This window comes from Mesorhizobium sp. M6A.T.Cr.TU.014.01.1.1, from assembly GCF_004022765.1.
Taxonomy (GTDB): Bacteria; Pseudomonadota; Alphaproteobacteria; order Rhizobiales; family Rhizobiaceae; genus Mesorhizobium; species Mesorhizobium mediterraneum.
Genome location: NZ_RZPG01000016.1, coordinates 110160 through 135370, shown reverse-complemented (window position 1 = coordinate 135370; position 25211 = coordinate 110160). Strand labels below are relative to the sequence as shown.

General features: G+C 61.6%; 20 protein-coding genes. 5 read left to right on the top strand and 15 right to left on the bottom strand.

The features are described from left to right. Positions 1–102: 102 nt before the first annotated feature. Together EN885_RS19410 and EN885_RS19405 are read right to left on the bottom strand one after the other, a co-directional pair. Entirely contained in the window at positions 103–1410 is a 1308-nt protein-coding gene (locus tag EN885_RS19410) for an HlyD family type I secretion periplasmic adaptor subunit (RefSeq protein ID WP_348627383.1), read from the bottom strand. Between the two features lie 220 nt (positions 1411–1630). After that, entirely contained in the window at positions 1631–3373 is a 1743-nt protein-coding gene (locus tag EN885_RS19405) for a type I secretion system permease/ATPase (protein ID WP_164759032.1), read from the bottom strand. 430 nt (positions 3374–3803) lie between these two features. On the opposite strand from EN885_RS19405, the gene EN885_RS19400 reads away from it, so the two are divergent. After that, positions 3804–4496: a class I SAM-dependent methyltransferase gene (locus tag EN885_RS19400; protein WP_095485199.1), complete on the top strand. Its 693-nt coding sequence runs from the start codon at positions 3804–3806 to the stop codon at positions 4494–4496. A 70-nt stretch (positions 4497–4566) separates the two neighbouring features. On the opposite strand, the gene EN885_RS19395 is transcribed toward EN885_RS19400, so the two are convergent. The 7 genes from EN885_RS19395 to EN885_RS19365 all read right to left on the bottom strand — a co-directional run bounded on the left by EN885_RS19395 (position 4567) and on the right by EN885_RS19365 (position 13776). Continuing rightward, a complete protein-coding gene (locus EN885_RS19395; RefSeq protein WP_095485198.1) occupies positions 4567–4833 on the bottom strand; it encodes an acyl carrier protein in 267 nt (88 codons plus the stop codon). Positions 4834–4889: 56 nt separating this feature from the next. Next, the gene (locus tag EN885_RS19390) at positions 4890–6446 is read right to left on the bottom strand and encodes an AMP-binding protein (protein WP_164759033.1); all 1557 of its coding nucleotides are present in this window, start codon (positions 6444–6446) and stop codon (positions 4890–4892) included. Beyond that, positions 6443–8464 (bottom strand): asparagine synthase (glutamine-hydrolyzing), encoded by a 2022-nt coding sequence (gene asnB / locus EN885_RS19385; RefSeq protein WP_095485197.1) that lies wholly within the window; start codon positions 8462–8464, stop codon positions 6443–6445. The genes EN885_RS19390 and asnB overlap by 4 nt, the downstream gene beginning before the upstream one ends. Before the next feature lie 3 nt (positions 8465–8467). Further along, positions 8468–9433 carry an NAD(+) synthase gene (nadE, locus tag EN885_RS19380; RefSeq protein WP_127203870.1) on the bottom strand — a complete coding sequence of 322 codons (966 nt, stop codon included), beginning with the start codon at positions 9431–9433 and terminating at the stop codon, positions 8468–8470. A gap of 14 nt (positions 9434–9447) precedes the next feature. Beyond that, positions 9448–12186, bottom strand: coding sequence for an AMP-binding protein (locus EN885_RS19375; protein ID WP_128242273.1), 2739 nt, complete (start codon positions 12184–12186; stop codon positions 9448–9450). Between the two features lie 269 nt (positions 12187–12455). Next, positions 12456–12737 carry a hypothetical protein gene (locus EN885_RS19370; RefSeq protein ID WP_164897878.1) on the bottom strand — a complete coding sequence of 94 codons (282 nt, stop codon included), beginning with the start codon at positions 12735–12737 and terminating at the stop codon, positions 12456–12458. A 181-nt stretch (positions 12738–12918) separates the two neighbouring features. Next, positions 12919–13776, bottom strand: a complete 858-nt coding sequence (locus EN885_RS19365; protein ID WP_245493104.1) for a 3-keto-5-aminohexanoate cleavage protein — start codon at positions 13774–13776, stop codon at positions 12919–12921. A 93-nt stretch (positions 13777–13869) separates the two neighbouring features. Between EN885_RS19365 and EN885_RS19360 the strand changes: the two genes are divergently transcribed. Next, a complete protein-coding gene (locus tag EN885_RS19360; protein ID WP_128242272.1) occupies positions 13870–15192 on the top strand; it encodes an aspartate aminotransferase family protein in 1323 nt (440 codons plus the stop codon). 12 nt (positions 15193–15204) lie between these two features. On the opposite strand, the gene EN885_RS19355 is transcribed toward EN885_RS19360, so the two are convergent. After that, entirely contained in the window at positions 15205–16077 is an 873-nt protein-coding gene (locus EN885_RS19355; RefSeq protein WP_164897877.1) for a MurR/RpiR family transcriptional regulator, read from the bottom strand. A gap of 117 nt (positions 16078–16194) precedes the next feature. Between EN885_RS19355 and EN885_RS19350 the strand changes: the two genes are divergently transcribed. Next, positions 16195–17178, top strand: coding sequence for a TAXI family TRAP transporter solute-binding subunit (locus tag EN885_RS19350; RefSeq protein WP_128242270.1), 984 nt, complete (start codon positions 16195–16197; stop codon positions 17176–17178). Positions 17179–17343: 165 nt separating this feature from the next. Continuing rightward, positions 17344–19845 carry a TRAP transporter permease gene (locus tag EN885_RS19345; RefSeq protein WP_164897879.1) on the top strand — a complete coding sequence of 834 codons (2502 nt, stop codon included), beginning with the start codon at positions 17344–17346 and terminating at the stop codon, positions 19843–19845. A 46-nt stretch (positions 19846–19891) separates the two neighbouring features. Here the strand turns inward: EN885_RS19345 and EN885_RS19340 are convergent, their stop codons facing one another. The 5 genes from EN885_RS19340 to EN885_RS19320 all read right to left on the bottom strand — a co-directional run bounded on the left by EN885_RS19340 (position 19892) and on the right by EN885_RS19320 (position 24881). Continuing rightward, on the bottom strand, positions 19892–20941 hold the full coding sequence (locus EN885_RS19340; RefSeq protein WP_128242268.1) for an L-idonate 5-dehydrogenase: 1050 nt from the start codon (positions 20939–20941) through the stop codon (positions 19892–19894). Beyond that, entirely contained in the window at positions 20938–22344 is a 1407-nt protein-coding gene (locus tag EN885_RS19335; protein WP_095485189.1) for a TRAP transporter large permease, read from the bottom strand. The genes EN885_RS19340 and EN885_RS19335 overlap by 4 nt, the downstream gene beginning before the upstream one ends. Positions 22345–22347: 3 nt before the next feature. Then, complete coding sequence (locus tag EN885_RS19330; RefSeq protein ID WP_095485188.1) at positions 22348–22920, bottom strand: TRAP transporter small permease; 573 nt, start codon at positions 22918–22920, stop codon at positions 22348–22350. Between the two features lie 145 nt (positions 22921–23065). After that, positions 23066–24040, bottom strand: a complete 975-nt coding sequence (locus EN885_RS19325; RefSeq protein WP_095485187.1) for a sialic acid TRAP transporter substrate-binding protein SiaP — start codon at positions 24038–24040, stop codon at positions 23066–23068. Between the two features lie 121 nt (positions 24041–24161). After that, the gene (locus tag EN885_RS19320; protein ID WP_128242267.1) at positions 24162–24881 is read right to left on the bottom strand and encodes a FadR/GntR family transcriptional regulator; all 720 of its coding nucleotides are present in this window, start codon (positions 24879–24881) and stop codon (positions 24162–24164) included. Positions 24882–24999: 118 nt separating this feature from the next. On the opposite strand from EN885_RS19320, the gene EN885_RS34705 reads away from it, so the two are divergent. Further along, positions 25000–25131 carry a hypothetical protein gene (locus EN885_RS34705; RefSeq protein WP_280953364.1) on the top strand — a complete coding sequence of 44 codons (132 nt, stop codon included), beginning with the start codon at positions 25000–25002 and terminating at the stop codon, positions 25129–25131. The last annotated feature ends 80 nt before the right edge of the window (positions 25132–25211 follow it).

Genomic DNA, 25211 nt, shown 5'->3' with positions numbered 1-25211 from the left:
GTGAAGCGGTTTTCCGTCCGGAATTGCGGTTCGGCGTTTCCGTGAAACGATGAACCGCTCTAAACCGGATGTACCTTGGTCCTGCCGGAATTGCCGTCTGCGTTACTGTCTGAAAGCTCTGGATACTTGGTCCGTGAAGGGTTTCAGCAGATAGGACCAGACATTGCGCTCGTCGGTGCTTATGTGAACTTCGGCCGGCATGCCGGGTTTGAGTATTTTCGCTTCCGTCAGGCAGGTCGCCGCATTTTCGACGTTGATGCGCGCCGAAAAGTACGAAAGCTGACGTTGCTGATCTTTAATCAGATCTGCAGAGATGCGGTTGACCGAGCCTTGGCAAACAGGTGTCGTCCCTGCATCGAACGCCGGAAAGCGGATTGAAACCCGCTGTCCAGGACGTACGTCATCTATACGCTCTGGAGAAACGAGCGCATCCACCACCAGGTTGTCGGTATCGGGCACAATCATCATAAGCACTTCCCCGGGGGCAATCACGCCTCCGACGGTGTGGATCGAGGATTCCTGTACGGTTCCAGTCTGTGGGGCGCGGATATCTGTCCTGGCGAGCTCGTCTTCCGCCACTACCTTGCGCTCATTGAGCTCGGTCTGCTTGGCTTCCGTTTCGCGAAGTTCGCTCGTTACCTCGCTCCGCATTTGCTCGTCGAGCTGAAGCACCTGAAGGTCGGTCTCACTGATGCGAGCTTGGACCTCCGCGATTGCCGCGACGAGGCGTCCTGACTCGCCGCGAGTCCGGCTCTTCTCCAAGCTGACAGTGCTCAGCCTCTCCTTGGAGACCAACTTCTTTGCGTAGAGAGATTCGACGTCAGCAAGGTTCTGCGTCAGCAGATCCAGCGACTCGTCCATTGCCGCCTGCTGTGCTTTGAGGCCATCGATCTGACGCTCCAATTGCTTCGAGCGGCTTTGCAATTGTGCCTTCTGGCCAGCCAATGCCGCCGCCCGGCTTTCGAACACGGCGCGTTCGCCACGGACAAGTGCCGCCAGTTGCGGGTCGCCCATCTGGGCCCGAACGCTGGGTGGGAGTTGCATTTCCGGCAGGCCCTGCCGCTCGGCCTCCAGTCGCGCCAGACGAATGGTGGCGCGATCCAGATCCTCGCTGACTATCTGCAGGTTTGCTCGTGTCAACGTGTCGTTCAGCCTGACCAAGACGTCGCCGGCACGCACATGGTCCCCGTCCTGGGCGAAGATGCCGCCGACAGTGCCGCCGGTTTGATGTTGGACTTTCTTTATGTTGCTTTCGACCACCACGGTGGCGGGCGCAATCACCGCACCGGCAATCTTGGTCAACCCTAGCCAGAGCCCTCCACCGAAGATCAACAGGCAGGTGGTCGCCAGGCCCAGTAGCAGATTGGCCCTGATGCCATCCGGCTCTTCGGTTGGATTCGTCGGGATCAGTTCGCTTTCGCTACCGACCGCGGCATATGATGACACGGTCCCGGTAGAGCAATATCTCACATATGCCTGCCTGCACCTTTCCACGGCGGAACGACAATATGCGGCCAGACCCAAGAGCAGATTGGTCCGGATGCCATTCGGCTCTGGCTTTGCCCCAACCGATGGGCTTTCGCCACCGACCGCAGCATATGACGACGTGGTCATGTTAGGCACTAATACCTCACGCATGGCCGCTTGCACCTTGCTGCAGCGGGACGACAGTATTTGGCCGCGGGAAGGGCCGGATGACATTTGCCAGAACGTCTTCGCGCGAGCCAAATGAATGGAGCATGCCATTCGACAAGACGAGTACCTGATCGATGTTGACGAGAGCCGACGGACGATGCGCCACAACGATTGCGATGCCACCGCGTTCGCGCACCGCCAGGATTGCCCCGGCCAGGGCAACATCGCCGTCGGCATCCAGGTTGGAATTTGGCTCGTCGAGGACGACAAGGAATGGATCACCATAAAGCGCTCTGGCGAGCCCGACGAGCTGCCTCTGCCCAGCTGACAGGGCCGCTCCGCCTTCACCGATGCGCGTTTGGAAACCTTCCGGCAGTCGCATGATCATCTTGTCCACGCCCGCAGCCTTGGCGGCTGCCAGCACGCCTTTTGCGTCTGCCTTGCCGCCGAATCTTGAAATGTTGTCTGCGATCGTTCCGTCGAACAGCTCAACGTCCTGCGGCAGGTAGCCGATATGAGTGCCGAGCAACTCCGAATTCCATTGATCGAGCGCGGCGCCGTCCAACCTTACCGTTCCGCGGAGCGGCTTCCATGCCCCGACCAAAGCACGCACGAGCGTCGTCTTGCCAGAACCGCTCGGGCCGACGATCGCCAACCCCGCGCCCCTCGACAAGCGAAAGCTTACATTGACGAGCGTTGGTCTCTGCAGACTTGGTGGCGCGACCGTCAGTTCCTCGACCGCAAGCTGTGTCTGTGGGCGCGGCAGTTCCATAGGGTCTTTCTGGCTGCCGAAAGCATCCAGTGCTGCCGCCAGGTCGGAATAGCTTCGGCGGGTGGCCAGAAACCCTCTCCAGTTTGCGATCGCCACATCGACCGGCGCCAATGAGCGGCCCAGCAATATGGACGACGCGATGATAACGCCGGGCGAAGCCTCGCCGCCGATCACAAGGTAGGCACCAAGCCCCAGCACGGACGATTGCAGGGCCATGCGGAGTGTTTTCGACAATGAACTCGCTGCGCCGACGACATCGGAGAGCTGTTCCTGGTTCTTGAGGTAAAGATGGCTGATCTCATTCCAGCGCCGACCAAGCTGGGCTGAAAGGCCCATCGCCTGAACAACCTCCGCGTTGCGGCGGCCGGAATCGGCAAGAAGCCGCTGTGCCACGAGCGTTTCAGACGCTCGCGCGGCGGGTTTGCGGGCAACGACTTCCGCGACGACCGTCAAAAGCACGACAGCAGCCGCGCCGAGGGTTGCCAACACACCAAGCGAAGGGTGCAGTAGATAGATGACCACCATATAAAACGGTATCCAGGGAGCGTCGAAGACGACTGTCGGTCCCAGCCCGGAAAGAAAGCCGCGCAACTGGTCCAGATCACGAAGTGGCTGCACACGGTTCGCATCCTGCCCGGCAGTAAGCGGCAGGGAAAGCGAGGCAGCGAACGCCTTTTGCTGCAGATCTCTGTGCAGGCGGCTGCCGATGCGGACCAACAGGCGAAGCCTGACGAAATCGAGGAGTCCATAGACCGCGTAGAGGCCCAGCATCCCGATCGTAAATCCGACGAGAGTGGGAATGCTCTGCGAAGGCAGCACGCGATCGTAGATCTGGAGCATGTAGACGGAGCCGGTCAAGGCGAGAATGTTTATCACCGCCGAGAAAACCCCGACGCCGATCAATCCGTGCATTGAGCCGAACATGGCGGAACGTAGATCGGGCGAGCGCCCTTGCGTTGGCTTCATGATCTGCGATCTTTCGTGCGAAATTGCCGCGCGAACGTGTTGGTCCTGTCGATGATGGGTAAACCCTCTTGCCTTGCGGGAAGCGGCTGCTTTCCGTTAGCTACTGAAACATTACGTTTTGCTTACGTATGTGCCTTTTGATTAAAATGTAGCAAAATCGTGACGCTGGACCGAGAATTCGGGAATTGGCTCTGCAAGGCTGGGGATAACTGGGGTGAGAAACCGGATATTCCCAATGATGAGACAATATTCCCAACCAAGCGACAGATGAGAAGCCCGTGATCACCCTTTGTTACATCATGTCTTCAAAGCCCATGGCGATGAGTGTTTTTCGATTCGCCCATCGAAAATTTAATGAATTTGAGATACACTTAACTGGTGCGCAATTGTCGGACACTGGCGCCGGCAAAGTCAGGAAGGCGGGTCTGTCGTGAGCGAGGAGATCAGTGTCGCCGATGCCTACAGCAAAGGCCGTACCAACTTCATGGGGCTGGAGTTGCTCATCGCGCCCGGTGCGCTCGTTCCCCGACCGGAGACGGAGTTGCTCGGCACGACCGCTCTCGACGTTCTCAGTCAAATGAACCTGCCGGAGCCGCGCGTTATCGACATGTGCTGCGGTGCCGGCAATCTGGCGTGCGCCATCGCGCACTACGCCCCCACCGTGCGTGTCTGGGCGAGCGATCTCACCGATGGATGCGTCGACGTCGCGCGCCGCAACGTTGCTCATCACAACATGGCGGATCGCGTGTCGGTGCTTCAGGGCGACTTGTTCAGTGCCTTCTCAGGCTTGGAGCTTGACGGCACGATCGACATGATCGTCTGCAACCCGCCTTACATTTCGGAAAAGCGGCTCGAGGGCGACCGCGCGCATCTGACCGAGCTCGAGCCGCGTGAGGCGTTTGCCGCCGGCCCCTATGGCCTGAGCATCCATATGCGCGTGATCAAGGACGCGCCGCGTTACTTGCGGCGCGGAGGCATCCTGCTCTTCGAGGTAGGGCTCGGCCAGGACCGGCAGGTCATGAGCCTGCTGGAGCGTTCCAAGGCCTACGAAACCATCCGTGCGGTCACGAACGAAGCCGGCGAGGGCAGGGTGGTTGTGGGACATACCACGCCGCAAGCGTGAGCCATGCCGCAACTGCGGCAGGCTCGGTTGCGCTGTCGGCGGAGCGTGGAACAGCGCAAGATGTCGGCAATCAGTTTTTCTTGCGGAGAACGTACTGTGCAATTCCTTGAATGGAATCGAGGTTCTCCGGCAAGAGTTCGCTGTCTTCGACGGTGATGCCGAAGGTCTCCTCGATAAAGCCGATAACCTCGAGCACCCCTGTCGAGTCGACGATGCCTTGATCGAGAAGGGACGTGTCGCTCTCCAGAGCATCCGCGTCGGCAATGTAGAAATTCGACGCCAGGAAAGCGCGAATCTGATCCCTGCAGGTTTCGGCCCTATCCTTGGTAGACAACATTGAATTCTCCTCCGATACAAATGATGAATGCTGATCAATTTCATCCAGAAACCGCCTCATGACAGGGCCGTTTTTTTGAGTTTGCCCGTGTCTGTCATCGGTAGGCTGGGTACGATCACGATGGACTTCGGAACCATGAAGTTCTCCAACCGTCTCTGACATTCTTTCTGCAACTGCCTTTCGTCGATGAATCTTCCTTGCTCCATCACGACAAACGCTTTGACCGCTTGCCCGAGAAGCTCGTCCGGAACGCCGATGACCGCGGCTTCCCGTACACCGGCAATATCCAACAGCGCGTTTTCCACCTCCTTCGGCGCCACTTTCTCTCCTCGCGATTTTATGATCTCGTCGCCGCGACCGATGAAGTAGAGGTATCCCTCCGCGTCCATCCGGCAGTAGTCGCCGGTGTACAAGACCTGCTCGCCCGGCAACGGGCCGGGTTTGAGTTTTCTGGCCGTGGCTTCCGGCTTGCCCCAATAGCCCTTCATCACCGTCGCTCCGCGGATGACGAGTTGGCCAACGACATCAGGGCCGACCGGCCTGTCATGCTCGTCGACAATCCACATTTCCGTGTTCGGGATGGCGACCCCGACGCTCAATGGCTTTCGCTCAAGGTCTTCCGGCGGCAGATAGGTGCAGCGCTTGCATTCGGTGAGGCCATACATCGAATAGATGCGCGCATCCGGAAACAGGTCCTGCAGCATGAGAATGTGCTTGAGCGGCAGGGCGGCCGCAGTGTTCGTTACGTAGCGAATGCTCGAAAAATCATGATCTTTTAGTGACCTGAGGTCCGAGAGCGCGGCGAAGATGGTCGGCACGCCGGGAAAACCTGTCACCCTCTCTTCCTTGATCAACCCGAGGATCTGCGCCGGGAAAGCGAACGAGCGTTCAAGCACCAACCTGGCGCCGGTGCGAAACGCCATGATCATCTGGTACAGGCCGTAATCGAAGGCGAGAGGCAGGACGTTGAGGATCACCTCGTCCTCGCACAGCTCCAGGTATGAAGCGATCGAAGTGCATGCGGCTGTCATGTTCCTGTGCGTCAGCATCACGCCCTTGGGTTCACCTGTCGACCCGGACGTGTAGATGATGGCAGCGAGATCTATATCGATGCAGCGGCGCGCCGGCGGTGCGCTGCCGCCGGCGGCGACCGCAGCGTCCCAGCGCACGGCGTGCGGCAATCCTGTCAACTCGACGTCGACGATCGGCCCGGAGACGATCACCCGGCGCAATGACGGGCAGTTGCGTGCCGGTTCGCTGAAGATCGAGTGCAGGTGCCTGTCCGTTATCAGTGCCGTCGGTCGGCAATCGTTGAGCAGATAATCAAGCTTGTCGCTTTTGGTGAGCGGGTTGACGATGCACACAACGGCATTCGCCTTGAGCACCGCCCAAAAGGCGATGACTGTCTCGACGGTGTTGTCGGCGAAGATCATCACGCGATCGCCACGTGCGACCCCAGCCGCGGCCAGATGTTGGGCGATCGCGTTGGAGCGCGCTTCGAGATCGCCATAGGTGACACGTTGTCCGCCGCACACCAGCGCCACCTTCTCACCGACCCGGCTGGCGGCGTGGGTGAGGTAGTCATGCAGCAAAGGTACGGCGCCATGCATCATGCCAGCACCTCTTCGCGATGCTCGCGGTCAACGTCGACGGTGAGGTCGACCCTGCGAGCTCCACCGGGACGGCTTACGACAAACTGCTGGTGAAGGAGCTGGGTCGACAGCACGCCGACCAGCGCCATGTTGTCGGAGTTGGAGAGATCGCCGTCGCCCGCCCTGGCTCGACACTTGTCCAGCAGCCGCGTGACCGACTTCGGATCGAAAACGTTCGCCTCGCGCAGCGCCGTCTCCGAAAGCGCTTCGCGGACATAGGCCGGAGCATCATCGGCGACGAAGCAAAGCGCATTGGGCGCCCGGTAAGGCTGCTTCTTGCGGGCCACGATTTCCGGCGGCACGATCGGTTCCGCCACCCGCTTCAACACGTGCTTTTCGTCGAGGATGCGCAGCTTGTAGGCCGCCGGAAGCGAATTCGCCAGCGTCACAAGTTCATCGTCCAGGAACGGGAAGCGCCCCTCGACGGAGTGGGCCATGAGCATCCTGTCCCCTTGCGAGGAAAGCAGGTATCCCGACATCAGCGTCTGGATCTCGATATACTGGTCCTGCGCGAGAGAGCCCCATCGCGAAAACTCCGCGGGCAGGCGGGCGATCAGCTCGGGCACGCAACTGCGGCGCTCGGACTCTGCGCGCATGTCGGCGGAGAACAATCTCTTGATGGCGCTGGTGGTGCGCCAGCGTGTGTCATGCGCAAAGCCCGGCGTGTCATAGGCCTGGATATCGCGCCCGAAGAACTGGCGCGCCATTGCTTGCTGATGCACCGGCGAGCGGCTGAGATAGGGATACAGGCGCTCCAGCAGCCGTGAGCGTCGCATCGATGCGGGCTGGCGTCCCCAGAAACGGCGGACCTTGCCTTCGCGGAACAGGTCATAGCCAGCGAACATTTCGTCCGCTCCTTCGCCGGTCAGCACGACCTTGATGCCGTGTTCGCGCACCAGCCTCGAGAGCAGGAACAGCGGCGCAGGCGCGGTCCTCAGGATTGGACGCTCGGTGTGGTAGATCACCTCAGGAAAGACCTCAGCGATGTCGCTGCGCGAAACCACCACCTCATGGTGCTCGCTCCCGGTCGCGCCGGCGACCAGGCGCTGGAAGCGGGTCTCGTCATACTCGGCGTCGGCAAAACGCAGGGAGAAGGTCTGAAACCGTTCGCCGGCGTAGCGCCTTCCCAGCGCGGCGACCAGCGAGCTGTCAAGCCCGCCCGACAGATAGCAGCCGACCGGCACGTCGGCCTGCACGATCCTGAGCGCCGTCGCCGCCTCAAGGGCGCCGCGCACCTCGTCCACCGCGTCGTTGAGTGAGCCGGTGAATTCGTCACGGCGAGGATCGGAAATTTCGGGGTAGCAAGGCTTCCAGAAAGCCCGCTCGCGAACGGTGTCCCTGTCGTAAATGCGGACATGTCCCGGGGTGAGTTCGCTGATCCCCTGAAATACGCCTTGCGGCGGCACGACTGTCCAGAGTGTGAAAGTCTGGTCGATGCCGGCTGGATCGAAGGCACGGGGTATATCAACGTCGGCCGCGAAAATGGCTTTCACTTCGCTGGCAAAGTAAACGCGGCCCCCATGCTCGCAGAAATGCAAGGGGCAGATGCCAAACCGATCGCGCGACAACACGAGACGACCTGCCACGGAGTCCCAGATTGCAACCGCCCATTGCCCATTCATCCGCGCGAAGGCGGCCTCGCCCCACGCGCGATAGGCATGGACGATGACCTCCGTGTCGCTATGGGTGCGGAAGCGGTGGCCGAGGGCGATCAGCTTTTCACGCAGCTCGAGGTAGTTGAAGATCTCGCCGTTGAAGATGATCCAAATCGTGTCGCCCGTGTCGGCGAGCGGCTGCTGGCCGTTCGAAAGATCGACGACAGACAGACGAGCATGCGCCAAACCCGCGCGTTTGTCCCGGTAAAGGCCGCGTTCGTCCGGACCGCGATGCGAGAGCGCGCCCACCATGCGCATCAGCGCTTCGCGCGAAGGGGGCGCCGCGGCGCCGCTCAGCGACACGATTCCGGCGATACCGCACATCGGCTAGTCCTCGCCCACTGCAGCGGATAGCAAAGGCCGTGCGTGAAGATAGCGTGCGGCACGCCGTTTGCTGTCGATGTCCTTGAACACTTTCTCGACCTGGGCCGCGGTAAGGCCGGCAGCTGCCGCGACCTCATCGGCAGAAATTCCGTGGTTCAAACCGTAGAGGCACAGATCCATCAGATGATAAGGCAGGGCGAAATAGAATTCCTCCTGACTCTGTGCCATGGAGAAGGTGTCGGTGGTTGGCGGCCGCCGCCGGATCTCTTCATCCACCCCAAGGTATTCAGCCAGCTGGTAGACCTGGGTCTTGTAAAGATGGACGATCGGCATCAGATCGGCAGTCCCGTCGCCCTGCTTGACGAAAAAGCCTTGGTCATGCTCCAGGCGGTTTGGCGTACCTGCCACAGCATAGTTGAGGCGGTCCGCATGGTAGTACTCGGTCATTTTGCGCAGGCGCTGCTTGTAGTTGGTTGCAGCGACGATCTGCAGATAGGCTGCCGGCGACAGACGCACCGTATCTGTCTTGCCCTCGGGGTCCTGAACCGTGAGGCGCGTGATGTTGAGACCGTTGCTCTCGAGAACCGACGCGAGCACCAGCTTGCATTTCCAGCCGTCGCCATATTGGGGAACGACGGTCTGGATCGCTTCGATCTGTCGACGATAGGCGCCGACGGCCTCAAGAGCCGGTGCTATGTCTTCCAGGATCGTATCGATGCCGAGCTGGGCTGCGACGCTGCGGCCAAGCCTTAGCGAATCGCCGGAGGAATGGCGCTCCGGCATAAATATCCCCAGGACTTTGTCTTTCCCGAACGCTCGTGCGCATAAGGATGCGACAACGGAGCTGTCGATACCCCCGGAGAGGCCGACAACCACGCCACGACGCCGCAGCGTGCCAAAAACCTGCTCGCGCAGGATTTGGACGATGCGATCGACTTCCATGCGAGCATCGAGCACCAGCGTGCCCATGCTGAATTCTGAAATCACGTCGATGGTCTGTACTCCCGATTGCGAACCTCGGTTGAAGAATAGGTTTGCTCCACCGCCTTCTCGATGAGCGGGCGGTTGATGACGAGATGGGGCTCTGTGATCATATCGAAGTGACTGCCAACGACCGGAATCACATCCAGATGCGCGAAAGCGCCATCCCACCCTATGGCCAGAGGCATTTTGGGCCGAGCGCAGCGGAAGAGGGTTGCGGTGATCGGCAGCGTCCGTCTGGGTATCGCCAACCATCGGTAGAAGGCTCGTCCCCGCAACTGCCCCTGCAGTTCCAGTTTGGTTCTGAAGCTCGTCGCGTTGAACTCATCCCGGGCGTAGCGATCGAGGATGCGGGCGAGCTGCGCCTCGAAGCCAGTTTTGACAGCGATCTTTGCAAGGAAGCGGCACGCCATCCGGTCAGCGGTTACGCGGTTGGTGCGGATCCGATCGAATGTGCGGGTAACCATCTCCCAATAGGTGCTGCGCTCGCCGAGGAGGCTCGTGTCGAGGATTCCCAGGAACTTCACAGTTCGCCCCGCGGCCAGCAAACGTTCCGCAACCTCGAACGCGACGGCGCCGCCGAGCGAATGGCCGAGAAGGCGCACATGGCCCGTGGGCTGGGCGCGGCAGATCTGCTCGACCGCGGAGTCGGCCATGTCGGCGACGGTGTTTTGTCCGCGCAATATCATAGCCAGCGTAGGGTACTTGATGGGGGTCACTCGTGCGACCTTGCTCATCGAGGATGCAAAGGCAGCAAAGCTCGGGCCATAGCCAACGGATCCAGGGAGCAGAAAAAGAATAGGAGGATCGTACTTCTGCGCGCGCGCGTGCAGGTCGCCTGCCTGTGCCGACACGACTGCCTTGACCATTTCGTCCACGCTCATCCCGACCGTGAAGCCCTGGAGACCGAGTTCCTGCCCGATGGCGCTTTCTATTTCCATGACGCATTGCAGCAGCTTCAGCGAATCTCCGCCTGCCTCATCCCAGCGTCCAGCGGCGACGCGCGTGTCGAGGGTGTTATTCCATGCATGCTGCACTATCTGATGGACGTTCAGTTCGCTTCCTGCATCGGGGGGCTGCGGGGCCAGTGCGGTCTTCCTGGCTGAAATATCCATTTCCGCAAGCGTCGCCATATCGGCCTTCCCACTCGGCAGGCGCGGAATCGCATCTATCGTGTGCAGTCGCACGGGACGCAGGGGCGGCGGCAGCTTCGTTCTGACTAGCTGGCGAAGCTCGTCCGAAAAGGCCGCGCCCGACGGGCGCTGAGGAACGGCGAATGCGACAAGCTCATTTGCCGCGGTCACGATTGCCACGGCATCCTCCACGGAAGACGCGCAACGCAACACCAGCTCGAGCTCGGCAGGCTCGATGCGTCGACCATTGATCTTTACCTGGCGCCCTTTGCGGCCGACGATCCGCAGCAAGCCATGACTGTCAAGTTGGACGAGGTCACCCGTCGCGAAGATCCGAAGATCTGGGTCATCCGGATCCGATTCCACCGGCACGACGGCACCGTTCTCCCAATGGCCAAGCAGGACATATGGGCCTCTTATCATGAGCTCTCCGCTCTTACCCGGCTGAACGCGGCGTCCCTTTTCGTCGACAATCGCGAACGTGATTCCTGGGAGCAGCCAGCCAACCGGGACCGAGGCGCCTTCCTCCGGCCAGTCTTGCGGCAAGAACCATTGCGAGCCGGTGGTCTCGGTTGACGAGTAACCGATCTGGATCAGGCAAGTGCTCGACACGGCTTTGCGCAGCAGGGCGATATCGGCCCATGACACCTTCTCCCCGCCGATCCGGGCCACTCTGAGCGAGCGGAAGGCGTCAGCTGGTTTGTCTGCCATGAGTGCGCGAAGCAACGCCGGCACCAGATAGGTGATGGTCACGCCTTCGGATTCCACTAGGCGCCGGACCGCGCGCAAGCCAACGACGCCCACCTCGACGAGATGCAAGGTCGCACCGGTGAGAAGGGCGGCGAGAACCTCCCGGCAGCCGGCGATCGTGGCTGGCCCGGTCAAGGGCAGGAAAACATCGTCCGAATTGATGTGGCATGCGTCGACATATTGCTGGACCCGCAAAAGCAGGCTGCGCTGGCTGTTGACGATGCCTTTGGGATGGCCGGTGCTGCCTGAAGTGTAGAGCACGATCGCGGGCGCGTCGACCGAGACGGAACAGGACTGGGGTATCGGCTGGACTTGCGGCGGGATGCTGGCGGTCGCATCGATCCAGTGGACATCGTGAGCCAAACCGACAGCGCGACCATTGCCGTCGCCTATAACCGCTGAAAGCCGCGCCGCAACGACAATGTCATTGGTTCGCGTGTCGGGGTCTCTCGCGTTGAGTGGCACCGAAGGCCGCCCAATCGCCATGCTCGCCAGCATGGCCACAGGATACCAGGCCGAGTTGGCCTGAAGGATCCCGATCGCCTGCCCGTTGGGAACGACGGCCGCAATTCGGTGGGACAGCATCTCGACGGCCTGGAAAAGCTGGGAATACGTCAAACGGGTGGTGCCGTCGCTGATCGCGACCTTGTCGGGATATTGGCTGGTGATGCTTCTCAGGTGGTCGAAGACGGCAACATTCGCAAAATCGGCGCCCATCCGTTGATAAGGGTGCAGTACAGGACCGCCCTGATCAAGTGCGTATTCCGGGACGTTTGACCATTTACGGGTGCCCGCTGGCTGACAATCCGCCCGTAGATCCAGACGCGCCTTTTCTGATCCCAAATATGCCGGAGACATGAGCTGCCCACGCTAAGATTAAGGTCACTTATCGCCCCCGGCCGAAATCTTTTCATCGATCATTCTGATGAAGCCGCGATCTTCGCCAAATGGCCGCGTTAGCGCCCTTTGGCTGTCATTCCTTGCTGCGAAGGCGTCGCGCCGAGGGAAGGACCGCGCCTGGCGTACCGACCAGCGCAGCCGGTATCGGCTCCGTGGTGTTCACGGTTCTGGCGATATCGGTAAATCTGCGCGCTATAGCGAGGAGCAAAAAGACCAGTGGTTTGCGCTTACTCGGCTCTCTGGTCAGCTTTTTGGGCTTTTCTTGATTTATTCGGTGCTTTTCTCGGGCCATGCCCGCTGGTGTCGGAGTCTCCGTCGGAGACAAAGCAGTATGCAAAGATATGGCCCCGATTCTCGTCGGTTACTTGGATCCAATCCTTTTCCCACGTTCGCAGGGTAACATGTCGATCTGTCGACATGGCGGCGGCTTTGAAAGGGCTCGGCGCGTTGACGATACGCGTCGAGATCACGTCATCGCCCTCCATTTGTTCGACGAGGTACGTCTGCATGCAGGTCTCCCCAGCCACCACAACCTGAACGTCGGCCAGACAGTTCGGTTGCAGCGTAGCAAAGAGATTTTTGACAAGTGTGACGAACCGACGAGCCCGCTGCTCGGCCGTTCCAAGAACGGCTCTTCAAATCGCCTCAAAATCTGTCTGCGAAGCGCGCAGACCGTAAACCTGAGCAAAGCTAGCGCTGGATCGACCAAGCGGCGCGCAGGTCGTTGGCTTGGGCGGTCCTGACGCCGCAAGCGGTCAGGGCGCATTTGGTTGCGGTTACGAGCGCAGCATTGTCCCTGGCGGTTGTGCCGTCGGCGAGAGAAAAATTGTTCTCGAAGCCGACGCGGACATGGCCGCCCAGCAGCGCACCGGCCGCAACGCAGGCGGTTTCTTCCCGACCGAAGGCGCAGACCATCCAGTGCGCAAAGCGCGGACGGTCATGCGCAAGGAAGGGAAGCAGGTCGGCCGGCCGCGAAACCTGTCCTGGCGTGTAGCGGCCGAGCACATAGAGCACCGGAATGTCGTCGAAAGGCACCAGCCCCCGTTGTTGCATGGCGTCTAGGGCCGACGCCTCTTCCGGCGCGTAGAGGATCATCTGAGGGGCGATCCGCTCGCCCTTCAACCACCACAGGAACTCGGCGAAAGCGGTCTCATGGGCGGCGTCTGGCACCAGCTCGCGCAGCGCCAGCGAAACCGCCTCGGGGCGGGTAGCGCGCACCACCGCCATCTGCTCGGCCGGTTGGTATTGGCCGACCGCTTCGCTGGTGATCTGGATGATCAACCGCTCGCCCACCGCATCACGTACCGCTTTCGTCGTCTCGCGATAGGCGTGCGCGTCGAGCAAATGGCCGCCGTCGCGATCGCGGACATGGGCATGGATCATGGCGGCGCCCGCCTCGAGGCAGGCGGCGGCGGTCCGAGCCAATTCCCGGGGGCCGATCGGCAGGGCAGGGTGGTCTCCCTTGCCACGCCGTCCACCATTCGGCGCAACGGCGATCGCAGTGGGCGCTACGAGTCCGGGGCCGGTCATGTCCCTATCGACAGTCATAGATGCAGTCCAATTGTTTCACCATTGCACGCTCTGTAACATATGTTGCATGATAGTTCGCTCCAAATCGCGCCACCGTCAATCGAGGAAAGCATGACACACATCCTGCATCGCCAGATCCATGCGACCCTGCCCGTCGCGGCTGGCGGCAAGGGTATCGAACTCTTGGACCGCGATGGCCGCGCCTATATCGACGCGTCGGGCGGCGCGGCGGTTTCCTGCCTCGGCCACGGCCATCCCGACGTGACGGCTGCGCTTCACGCACAGGCCGACAAGCTCGCTTATGCCCATACCAGCTTCTTCACCAATGAGCCGGCCGAGGCATTGGCCGACAAACTCGTCGCCGGCGCGCCGCAAGGCATAAGCCACGTTTATTTCGTGTCTGGCGGCTCCGAGGCGGTGGAGGCGTCGCTCAAGATGGCACGGCAGTTTTTCGTCGAGACTGGCAGGCCCGAGCGGCGAAACGTCATCGCCCGCCGTCAGAGCTATCACGGCAACACGCTTGGCGCCCTCGCTGCCGGGGGCAATGAGTGGCGCCGCGCCCAATTCCGCCCGTTGCTGATCGACACGCATCATATCGACCCATGCTATGCCTACCGCTACCAGAAAGCCGGTGAGAGCGAGGAGGCCTACGGCCTACGTGCTGCCCAGGCGCTAGAGGACAAAATTCTCGAACTCGGTCCGGACACTGTCATGGCCTTCGTGGCAGAACCTGTCGTTGGCGCGACAGCAGGGGCGGTGCCCGCCGTTCCCGGCTATTTCAGACGCATCCGCGAAATCTGTGACCGCTACGGAGTGCTCCTCATCCTCGACGAGGTGATGTGCGGCATGGGCCGCACCGGCACGCTGCACGCCTGCGAACAAGATGGCGTTGCGCCCGACCTGATGACAGTCGCCAAAGGCCTCGGCGGAGGCTACCAGCCCATTGGTGCGGTGCTGCTTGCGCGCCGCATCTTCGAGGCTTTCGCCGAAGGCTCCGGCTTCTTCCAGCACGGCCACACCTATATGTGCCACCCGATGGCGTGCGCGGCAGCGCTTGCCGTCCAGGAAGTCATCGAGCGGGACAGGTTGCTCGATAACGTCAAGGCGATGGGCGCCGATCTCGCCCGGCGCCTCGGCGAGCGCTTTTCCAACCACGCCCACGTCGGCGACATCCGCGGCCGTGGCCTCTTCATGGGGCTTGAGCTGGTCGAAGACCGTTCGTCGAAGGAGCCGTTCGATCCGAACCGCAAATTAAATGCTCGCGTCAAGCGCGAGGCGATGGCGCGCGGCCTGCTCGTCTATCCCGCGGGAGGCACGATCGACGGCGTGCGCGGCGATCATGTGCTGCTTGCGCCGCCCTTCATCATAGACGCCTCAGCGATCGACGCGGTTGTCGAACGGCTCGGCGACGCGATAGACGCCGCGGTGGCATAGCGCCAGCGCTCCTCATTCCGGCAGATAGGCCCCGAACGCCTGTAACTCCAGTTCCGTCTCCCTGACACGAGCCGCGGCGGCCGTTCCGCTGCGCGCCAGCATCGTTGCGGCCAGCGCTTCCACGATTGCCATAGCTGCGGTTACCGACGGGAAGAAGGAAGGGCTGTCGGTAGAGAAACGCAAGGTAACTTCGGCATGCCGTGCGATCGGAGCAGCCATGCTGTCGGCGATCGCGACAATCGGGACGCTGTGTCGTTGTGCAGCCTCCACCACCGGCCCGAGTTCACGCGAATAAGGCAAAAAGCCGATCGCGACGACCGCGTCCCTCTTTCCGAGCGCTGCAAGTTCCGCCTCGATCGCACCGCCGTCGCCGCCGAGCAGCGTGATCTCGCGCCGAAACATCCGGCAGAGATAGACGAGCGCGTGGGCAGGCGCACGGCAGCTTCGGAACCCGGCGACGCGTATGTGCTGCGCATTCTCCAGTATCACGCAAGCCCTTGCGATTTCTTCGCTGCCGTTGAACGATTCGGCCGCGGCCAGATTGGCCACCGTCGTCCTCAGCGATTCCGCGAAGATCGCCTCCGACCCGCGCTTGACAAGCGCATCGGCCCTTGCCGCGAAAGGCGCCTTGCCGGAGCGCAGCCGATCCTCGAACGGCTTACGCAGCGCCGCCCAGTCGCCAAAGCCTAGCCGCCGCGCCAGTCGCACGAAGGTCGTCGGTGTCACCTCTGATCGCGAGGCCAGCACCCGCATGGAAACCAGCGCCACCTCGTCGGGATGATCGACCAGGAATCGCGCCGCCTTGCGCAGTTCTGAGCTCAGTTCGGGGAGTTCGGATAGTATGCGCGCCAGAAGCGCGTCGAAACCCATCTCCCGCGTATTCATTGTAACAAGCATTTCCCTTGATTGATAAAGCGCAACAATCGTAGCATGCATCGACGTGCCTTGACACTAACACACCGGACGGCCGCGACGGCACGCAAAGTACCAAGGGAGAACCAGATGAAACATGCCCGGACTGCACGCCTCGGAGCGCAGATCGCCGCCTTGTCGGCCGCGCTGCTGTTTTCGGCCAGCGCAATGGCGCAGCAGAATTTCGTTACCATCGGGACCGGTGGCGTCACCGGCGTCTACTATGCCGCCGGCGGTGCTATCTGCCGCCTGCTCAACAAAGATCGCAAGACGCACGGCATTCGCTGCTCGGTCGAATCGACCGGCGGATCGGCATTCAACGTGAACACGATCAAGGAGGGCGAACTCGACTTCGGCATGGCGCAGTCCGACGTCCAGTACAACGCTTTCAAAGGCCAGGAATCATTCAAGGACGGTGGTGCCCATACCGACCTGCGCGCGGTTTTCTCGATCCACCCGGAGCCGTTCACGGTCCTGGCGCATCCGAAGGCCGGCGTGACGAAATTCGAGGACTTCAAGGGTAAACGCTTCAACGTCGGCAATCCCGGTTCCGGAACGCGCTCTTCCATGGAACGTCTGCTCGGTGCGATGGGCTGGACGTTGGCCGACTTTTCGCTCGCATCGGAGTTGAAGGCTGACGAGCACGGCCCGGCGCTCTGCGACGGCAAGATCGACGGGTTCTTCTACGGCGTCGGCCATCCTTCGGCTAACATCCAGGATCCGACGACCACCTGCGCTGCCAAGCTGGTGCCGCTGACCGGAGAAGTCGTGGACAAGCTCGTCGCCGAGAACCCTTACTATGCCAAGGCGATCATTCCGGGCGGTCTATACGCAAACAATCCCGACGATACCGGGACTTTCGGTGTGCTCGCCACGCTGGTCACTTCGGCCAAGGTTCCCGACGAGAGCGTCTATCAATTGACCAGGGCAGTGTTCGAGAATTTCGACGAGTTCAAGTCGCTGCATCCGGCCTTCGCCAATCTCGATCCGGCCAAGATGGTGTCGGAGGGGAATTCCGCGCCGCTGCATCCGGGCGCTGAAAAATACTTCAAGGAAAAGGGCTGGTTGAAGTAGGTTTCGTGACCTGACGACAGTCCGGCGGGTTCAGCGGACCCGCCGGGGCCATCCGCAACAGGAGGCGTCATGAGCGAAGTGAAGGAACAACCGGCCGGCGACGATCTCGAAGAGCTCGAACAACTTGTCGCGGAGGCCGATACGGGTGGCCGGCATCCGGGCGGAATAGTCGCTCGAATCCTGCTCTGGGTTGCAGTCGCCTGGTCGCTTTTCCAGCTCTGGTACGCTTCGCCTTTGCCGTTCGTGTTCGGCTTCGGCATCCTCAATGACACGGAAGCGCGTGCCATCCATCTCGGCTTCGCGCTGTTTTTGACGTTCCTCGCCTATCCGGCGCTGAGATCCTCGCCCCGCGATCGTGTGCCGCTACTGGACTGGGTGCTGGCCGTGGTCGGCGGATTTGCCGGCGCCTACCTCTTTCTCTTTTACGTCCAGCTTTCCGGACGGCCGGGCCAGCCGACCACGCTCGATCTCGTCACCGGCACCGTAGGCATCCTGTTGCTCCTCGAGGCGACGCGCCGCGCGCTCGGCCTTCCGATGGTGGTCGTGGCGTGTGTCTTCATCTTCTACACCTTTGCCGGCCAGTACATGCCGGACGTGATCCAGCATCGCGGCGCATCACTCAACAAGTTTCTAAACCATCAATGGCTGACCACCGAAGGCGTCTTCGGGATCGCACTTGGCGTGTCGACGAGCTTCGTCTTTCTCTTCGTCCTGTTCGGTACGCTTCTGGAAAAGGCAGGCGCCGGCAACTGGATGATGCAGATCTCCATCGCGCTGCTCGGCCATCTGCGCGGCGGCCCGGCAAAAGTCGCCGTGGTCTCGTCGGCTCTCAACGGCGTCGTGTCCGGCTCGTCCGTCTCCAATGTGGTTTCAGGCGGCATCTTCACCATCCCGCTGATGAAGCGCACCGGCCTTTCCGGGGTTAAGGCGGGCGCCATCGAGGCCGCGGCCTCGATCAACGGCCAGATCATGCCGCCGGTCATGGGCGCGGCCGCCTTCCTGATGGTCGAATATGTTGGCATTCCCTATTCGGAGATCGTCAAGCACGCGCTGTTGCCGGCGGTTTTTTCCTACATAGCACTGCTCTACATGGTTCACCTCGAAGCGATAAAGATGGTCCTGAAGACGATCCCGCAGCGTCCGACGCCGGCAAGAGAACGAATGCTGCGGATGGGGCTGGGACTGTCGGGCAGCATTCTCGCCGTCTGTATCGTCTATTATGGCATCGTCGCTATCCAGGCTGTCTTCGGTGGGACCGCGCCGCCGGTGCTCGCAGTCGCCGGCGTGGCTCTCTACGTCGCCTCCGTCTGGTATTCCTCTCGCTATCCGGACCTCGCACTCGACGATCCGAACGCGCCAATCCTGGAACTGCCGCGCGCCTGGGACGTCACGCGGACCGGGCTCGATTTCCTCATCCCGATCGCCGTGCTTCTGTGGTGCCTGATGGTCGAGCAGATGTCACCTGGCCTCTCGGCGTTCTGGGCAACGGTCTCGATCCTCGGCATCGTCGTGACGCGTAAGCCGCTGATGGCGGTATTCCGTAACGAAAACCTCGCCGCCTCAGTGCGTGCTGCCTGGGACGACCTGATCGACGGGCTGGCGCTCGGCGCCCGCAACATGATCGGCATCGGTATCGCCACGGCCACCGCCGGCATCGTCGTCGGCACGATCACGCTGACCGGTCTCGGCCTGATGATGACGGAGCTCGTCGAGTTAATCTCCGGCGGCAACGTCATCCTGATGCTGATCCTCATCGCCGCGATCAGTCTTGTGCTCGGCATGGGTATTCCGACCACCGCAAACTACATCCTGGTCGCGACGCTGATGGCGCCGGTCGTGGTCGATCTCGGCGCGCAGGCCGGATTGCCAATCCCGCTGATCGCTGTCCACCTCTTCGTCTTTTACTTCGGCATCATGGCCGATATCACCCCACCCGTCGGGCTGGCGGCCTTCGCGGCGGCGGCGATTTCCAAGGAAGATCCGATCGCCACCGGTTTCCAGGGCGCGCTCTACTCGTTGCGTACCGCGATCCTGCCGTTCGTCTTCATCTTCAATCCGGCGATCCTGCTGATCGGAGTCGACACCTGGCCCCAGACGATATGGGTCGCCACCGTGTCGCTGATTGCAATATTGCTGTTTTCGGCCGCGACGATGAACTGGTTCGTGACGAAAAGCCGGTTGTGGGAAAGTGCGGCCCTGCTTCTCATCTGCTTCACGCTGTTTCGGCCGGACTGGTGGCTCAACCAGGTGTCGCCGCCTTATGAGGAATTGCCGGCGAGCGAATTCCTGTCAGCGGTCGGGCAGGCGCCGGCCGACGGCCGCATCAATTTCGTCGTCGAGGGTGTCGACCTCATGGGCGAAGATGTACGCAAGACCGTCAACGTGCCGCTCGGCGAGCCGGGCGAGCCGCTGGAGCGGCTGCGCGGCATCGGTCTTACCATCACGCAAGCGGGCGACGCGCTGATGATCAGCAATGTCGATTTCGGATCCTACGCCAAGCGCATCGGGCTGGATGTCGGATATGACGTGGTGGCGGTGCTCAGAAAGGCCGACCAGCCGTCGAGCCTCATTCCAATCGGCCTGGCGCTTGCTGCGACCGCCGGCGTTGCGGCTCTGCAGTTTGCGCGAGCCCGCAAGCAGGCGGAGGAAGGCGGGGCGACTGGCTAAGTCTGGAACGGTTGACAACAGCTGGCGGCAGGCGCCGGGAAAAACCTCAGTCGGCGGTCAGGACAACCTTGACGCTCTGCGAGCGGTCGGCGGCCAGGCGAAACGCGTCGCGTGCCGAGGAAAGGGGGCGTTCCGCGGTCACCAGCTTCAGGACGTCTATGTCGCCGCCGACGATGAGATCGACCGCCTGGTTGAATTCTGCGCCGAAGCGGAACGTGCCCTTCAGGTCGATTTCCTTGGCCATCAGCGCATTGGCCGCCACCGGGATCTGACCACCCGGAAGATTGCCGACCTGAACGACCGTGCCGCCGCGCCGGACGCTGGCGATCGCCGCCGCGAGGCCCGCTGCGGTGCCTGAGATCTCGAACGCGACATCGATCGCCTTGTCGGCCGCGAGCGCCTTGAGTTCCTCGTCGCCGCCAGACAGGTCGATCGTCCTGTTTGCTCCAAGTTTGCTGGCGAAGGCAAGCGGCGCCTCTGCTATGTCGACGACGGTGAGATCGTCACACCCCTTGAGCCTGGCGGCGAGCATGGTCAGAAGCCCGATGGGGCCGGCGCCGAACAGGATGACGTTGCGGCCGGCGATGTCGCCGGCCCGCGCCACTGCGTGCAGACTGACGGCGAGCGGTTCGGCGAGTGCCGCCGCCTGGTAGGCGACATCAGGCGGGACCTTGATGCATTGCGCGGGTGTGGCGTCGAACACGCTGGCAAAACCGCCCTGCATGTGCGGCGTTTTCGACGCCGAGCCCATGAAATAGATGTTTTCGCAGAGATTGGCGCGGCCCTCCGCGCATCGCGCGCATTGTCCGCACCAGCGCGACGGGTTGACCGCCACGCGATCGCCGACGGCAAGTCCTGACGCGTCCGCGTTGATTTCCACGATCTCTCCGGCGACCTCGTGGCCGAGCACGAGCGGCGATGTGACGACAAAATCGCCGGTCCGCGCATGGCGGAAATAGTGCAGATCGGAACCGCAGATGCCGCCTGCGCCGAAGCGCACGCGCAGCATTCCCGGTGCGAGGGGGCCGAGCGGGTGCTCGACGACCCGCAGATCCTCAGGGCCGAACAGCGTCGCAGCGACTGCGCTATCGATCATCGGATCAGTCCCATTTGCGTCGGTAGCCACAGCGTGATGGCGGGGATGAAGGTGATCAGGATCAGCGCAACGATCAACGGAACGAGCCAGGGCAGAATTGCCATGGTCGTGCGCTCGACCGACAGCTTGGCGACCCGCGAGAGGACGAACAGCACCATGCCGAGCGGCGGATGGAGGAGACCAATCATCAGATTAAGCGTCATGATCAGACCGAAATGCACCGGGTTGATGCCGTACACGGCGGCCACCGGCAACAGGATGGGCACAAGAATGGTGATCGCCGCGATCGTATCGAGGAAGCACCCGACCACCAACATCAGGACGTTCACCAGGATGAGGAAGACCCACTTGTTGTCGGTCAGCGCGAAGATGAAGGTTGAGAACAGCTGTGCCGCTTGGCTGACGGTGAGCAGCCAGGCGAATATCGAGGCGGCCGTGACGATGAAGAGCACGGAGGCCGTCGTCTCGATCGTGTCGAAGCTGGCCTTGGCCAGCGTGCGCAGCGTCATCGTGCGGTAGCGCACCAACCCGAGGAAAAGCGACCAGATCACGGCGGCCATCGCCGCCTCGGTCGGCGTGAACCAGCCCATCGTCATGCCGCCGATCAGGATTACCGGCGTCATCAGCGCCATGACCGCGGAGAAATTGAAATACCAGTCGGCCGCAATCAGCACCAGCAGCGCGATTCCGACCGCGACATTGATGGACAGGCCAAGCTGCACCAGCAGATAGCAGGCGAGCGGGAAGGCAGCCACCACCAGCACCTCGCCGGCAGCTTCGGCGAGCCGTCCAAGCTCGAACGACGTGTCGGAGCCCCAGCCGCGCCTGTAAGCGAAGATGGCGACCGTCACCATCATCAGCACGGTCATCACCACACCGGGCAAGATGCCGGCCATGAACAGCGCGCCGATCGAGACATTCGCCATCATGCCGTAGATGACGAAGGGCAGCGACGGCGGGAAGATCGGCCCGAGCGTGGCCGATGCTGCGGTGACCCCGACGGCCGCCTCGATCGGATAGCCGTGATCCTTCATCGCCTTGATCTCGATCGTGCCGATGCCGGCGGCGTCGGCGAGCGCGGTGCCCGACATGCCAGAAAAGATCACCGATCCGATGATGTTGACCTGCGCCAGGCCGCCCTTCATCCAGCCGACCAGGGCAAGGGCGAAGGCGTAGATGCGCCCGGTGACGCCCGCAATATTCATGAGATTGCCGGCAAGGATGAAGAAGGGAACGGCGAGCAGCGGAAAGCTCTCCACCCCGGCAATCATGCGCTGGGCCGCAATGATGTCGGGCGCGACGCCATAGAGCACGAGGTAGAGCACCGAGGCAGTCGCCATCGACACGGCTACCGGCACGCCAATCAGCATTAGGACAAGAAAGCCTCCGACCAAAAGCAGCATCGCTCAGTCTCCCGCCGTTTCGAACGCACCCGGGCGCTCAAGAACCGAATAGCCGCGCCTGTAGTTGCCGACAAAGACCTGGATCGAGCGCACGAACATCAGCGCGAAGCCTGCCAGGACGGCGTAGAAGAACCAGCGGCGCGGCAGGTTGACGGTGACCATGCGTTCGTGCGCCACGATCGAGACGTAGCGCCACATCAGCCAGGTTCCGTAGGCGAAGAAGACGACACGAATGACGTCGACAGCGAGTGCCAGCCAGCGGCCGACACGCTCCGGCAGGTAATGGTAGAGTACATCGACATGGATGTGACGCGAGACGCGCACGCACATGGCGGCGCCGAGAAAAACGACGACGACCAGCGCGTTGATGGCGATCTCCTCGGTCCAGGCAAGGCTGTTGTTCAGCGCATAGCGGGTGAAGAACTGCAGGAAGACACAGACGACCATGCCCCAGAACACGGCGAGCGTGATCCAGTCCTCGATGCCGTGGTCCGACAGGTCAATGTGTACCGGCACCTCCTCGAAAGCGTGGGCGATCTCTTCGACAGTGATCTCGGCATGGTGTTCCTCGGCCATTGGCGCGGGCTCCCGAAGCTGGTGAGTCGTCAAGGGTTGGAAAGGCCGTCCGGCGCAACGTGGGGCCGGACGGGCGGGCAGGTTAAAGCGGCGAATCCGGTTGCCGCTCTATCCCCTTGTCTGAGCACCTGATTTTCCCGATACTCTACTTGATCGCGCGGATCGCTTCCCAATCGGCCTTGTTGTAGCCGAACTCCTCGAACGTGACCTTCTCAAGCACATTCTTCTCAAAATCGGCACGGTCGATGTCGGTCACGGTGATGCCGCGATCCTTGAACACCTGCACCAGTTCCTTTTCGCGCGCGACGATCTTTGCCGTGGCACGGGCGGCCGCCTCCTGCATCACCTCCGTGAAGATCTGCTTGTCCTCGTCGGAAAGCGAGGCCCAGCGCGACTGCGATACGATCGTGTTGAGGTGATCGACGATGTGTCCGGTGAGCACGATGTGCTTCTGCACCTCGTAGAATTTCTTCGCCTCGATGGTGGTCAGCGGGTTCTCCTGAGCCTCGACTGTGCCGTTCTGCAGGGCCAGATACACCTCGGCGAAAGCGATCGGCGCGGTGTTGGCGCCGCAGGCACGCGGCATGGCGAGATAGGCCGGCACGTCGGGGACGCGCATCTTCAGACCTTGCATGTCGGCGCATTTGGCGATCGGCCGGTTTGAGGTGGTCTGCCGGGTGCCATAATAGGTGGTGGCCGTTATGTGATGGCCGGACTTTTCCTCGTAGCCCTTGGTCAACGCCTTGTAGACGTCGCTTTTGGTGTATTTCAGCAGATGGTCGGCGTCGCGGAAGATGTAGGGGAAATAGGTGACGCCGATCGGCGGATATTCGCGCGCCGCGAAGCTCGACCCGGAGATGATGATATCGACCGTGCCGAGCGTCAGGCCCTGGTTTATGTCTGCTTCCTTGCCGAGCTGCGAGGCCGGATAGACGTCGACGGTGTAGCGGCCCTGAGTGCGCTTCTTAATCTCCTCCGCTGCCCACACGGACTCGGTATGGAAGGGCTCCGACGTCTCATACACGTGGGCCCATTTCAGAGCTGTCTGCGCCGAGGCCGAAGCCAAAGGCATAGCGATCGCTGCGATCGCACCGAGTAGAACTGCGTATTTTCTCAGCATTGTGTTCCTCCCTGAGGTTGGATTTGACTGCTCCGACCGGATCTCCCCCCGGCCGACTGCTAGATATTTTAGTTGAGCATCGGATTTCCCAAAACCGATTCCTGCTTTTGGGTCCGATGCTCTATTCCGCGACCTCCCCGGCCACGGATTTCTCACCGAAATTGCGTGAGAATCTCAGTTGCGACTGACGCAGATGTTCCTGCATGGCGGCCTTCGCCCGTTCGGGCTCGCGCGCCGCGATCGCGTCCCGCACCGCGCGATGCTCCTCCGCGGCGGCCCGCCAGGAATCCCTGTTCTCGAAATAACTCGACAGGCGTTCGAAATATGGGTTCATGCGCTGGTCGAAAAGCTCGCCGATGCAGCGCACCAGGACGGCGTTTCCGAGAATGCCCGCCACCATCGTATGGAACTCGCGGTCGAGCGCGATCGTCGTCTTGGTCGGGTGAGGTATGTCCTCCATCCGGCGCAGCACGTCGTCCATATGTTCGATGTCGATCGGCCGAACATGGAGGGCGGCTTCGGCGGCGATCGCCCCTTCGATGAACTCGCGTGCCCGCAACAGCTCGAACGGGCCTTCATCCATCTCTGCAGTCAAAACCTCGGCACGCGGCCGGTCGGTGACGTAGATGCCGGAGCCGACGCGAATGCGTATACGCCCCTCGACCTCGAGCGCGATCAGCGCTTCACGGACGGTCGGGCGGGAGATGCCAAGCTGATCGGCCAGTTCGCGCTCAGTCGGCAGGCGATCGCCGACTACGAACTCGCCCGCGTCGATCAGCTGCCTGAGCTGATCGGCGATCTGTCGGTAAAGTCGACGCGGTTCAACGGCCTGGATCGGCATTCTCACCCAGTTCTACTTCAACAGAATCATCGGGCTGGTCCCGGATCGGTAAATTGGTCTGACCTATTAATCGAAGGTGCCGCGAAAAAAGCGGAGAGTCAAGCAGCAGAGAACGCCCATGGAACTCATTCTCCGTGACTTTCTTGGAAACGACGGATCGGCCATGGCTGGACGGCAACTCTTGACCTTCCAGCAACTGGAAGGCTTATCGAATGGTTTCGCCGCCAGCACCATCTCCGGGAGTTTCTAGGGGAAGGGCCTGCGACGCGGCGCGTTCAAGGGGGCGGACGAAACAGTCCGTCGCTCTAAGGTCAGTGGAGAGAAAACCGA

Excerpts from the sequence above, each read along its gene's own strand:
- EN885_RS19330 (WP_095485188.1), bottom strand. The coding sequence starts at position 22,920 with ATGGCCGAGGAACACCATGCCGAGATCACTGTCGAAGAGATCGCCCAC.
- EN885_RS19405 (WP_164759032.1), bottom strand. The coding sequence starts at position 3,373 with ATGAAGCCAACGCAAGGGCGCTCGCCCGATCTACGTTCCGCCATGTTC.
- EN885_RS34705 (WP_280953364.1), top strand. The coding sequence starts at position 25,000 with ATGGAACTCATTCTCCGTGACTTTCTTGGAAACGACGGATCGGCCATG.
- asnB (WP_095485197.1), bottom strand. The coding sequence starts at position 8,464 with ATGTGCGGTATCGCCGGAATCGTGTCGCTGAGCGGCGCCGCGGCGCCC.
- EN885_RS19325 (WP_095485187.1), bottom strand. The coding sequence starts at position 24,040 with ATGCTGAGAAAATACGCAGTTCTACTCGGTGCGATCGCAGCGATCGCT.
- EN885_RS19335 (WP_095485189.1), bottom strand. The coding sequence starts at position 22,344 with ATGCTGCTTTTGGTCGGAGGCTTTCTTGTCCTAATGCTGATTGGCGTG.
- EN885_RS19355 (WP_164897877.1), bottom strand. The coding sequence starts at position 16,077 with ATGAATACGCGGGAGATGGGTTTCGACGCGCTTCTGGCGCGCATACTA.
- EN885_RS19360 (WP_128242272.1), top strand. The coding sequence starts at position 13,870 with ATGACACACATCCTGCATCGCCAGATCCATGCGACCCTGCCCGTCGCG.
- EN885_RS19395 (WP_095485198.1), bottom strand. The coding sequence starts at position 4,833 with ATGTTGTCTACCAAGGATAGGGCCGAAACCTGCAGGGATCAGATTCGC.
- nadE (WP_127203870.1), bottom strand. The coding sequence starts at position 9,433 with ATGGGCACGCTGGTGCTCGATGCTCGCATGGAAGTCGATCGCATCGTC.
- EN885_RS19365 (WP_245493104.1), bottom strand. The coding sequence starts at position 13,776 with ATGACTGTCGATAGGGACATGACCGGCCCCGGACTCGTAGCGCCCACT.
- EN885_RS19320 (WP_128242267.1), bottom strand. The coding sequence starts at position 24,881 with ATGCCGATCCAGGCCGTTGAACCGCGTCGACTTTACCGACAGATCGCC.
- EN885_RS19390 (WP_164759033.1), bottom strand. The coding sequence starts at position 6,446 with ATGATGCATGGCGCCGTACCTTTGCTGCATGACTACCTCACCCACGCC.
- EN885_RS19375 (WP_128242273.1), bottom strand. The coding sequence starts at position 12,186 with ATGTCTCCGGCATATTTGGGATCAGAAAAGGCGCGTCTGGATCTACGG.
- EN885_RS19350 (WP_128242270.1), top strand. The coding sequence starts at position 16,195 with ATGAAACATGCCCGGACTGCACGCCTCGGAGCGCAGATCGCCGCCTTG.
- EN885_RS19370 (WP_164897878.1), bottom strand. The coding sequence starts at position 12,737 with ATGCAGACGTACCTCGTCGAACAAATGGAGGGCGATGACGTGATCTCG.
- EN885_RS19340 (WP_128242268.1), bottom strand. The coding sequence starts at position 20,941 with ATGATCGATAGCGCAGTCGCTGCGACGCTGTTCGGCCCTGAGGATCTG.